This is a genomic window from Paenibacillus sinopodophylli (assembly GCF_005930355.1).
Taxonomy (GTDB): Bacteria; Bacillota; Bacilli; order Paenibacillales; family Paenibacillaceae; genus Pristimantibacillus; species Pristimantibacillus sinopodophylli.
The window spans coordinates 1-422 of record NZ_VDBO01000066.1 but is presented as its reverse complement, the minus strand read 5'-3'; the positions used below and the strand labels follow the sequence as shown (position 1 = coordinate 422).

General features: G+C 51.2%; 1 pseudogene. It reads left to right on the top strand.

From position 1 onward, the window contains the following. Positions 1–422, top strand: a pseudogene (locus FGT79_RS30685) (hypothetical protein); the annotation flags it as partial.

The following is a 422-nucleotide window of genomic DNA, read 5'->3' as shown; positions in this document are numbered from 1 at the left end:
GGCGGCACGGCACTTGACACGGCAACTGTGGCAAGCGGCGCAACGGAAGTAACGATTTCGAAAAACGATCTGCTTACCGCAACAGGCGGCACAGCATACGTATCGGTAACGAAAGCGAACAAGCTGGAAAGTACACGTACGGCTGCTAAATATGAAACTGAACCCGTATCTGTAGCACCGGTAGCAGCAACAATCACTGTAACGAACAACAAAGCAGGCGTAGATGATACCGTAGTGGTAACAGGCCTAGTAGAAGGCGACATCGTCAATGTCTACAAAGCAGCAACAGGCGGCACAGCAATTGGAACAGCAACAGTCGGTACAGGTGCCACAACAGCGACAGTAACGATTACACAGCTTGGCGCAACAGCAAGCAGCGTTTATGTGAGTGTAGTAAACGATGGCAAGCTGGAGAGCACACG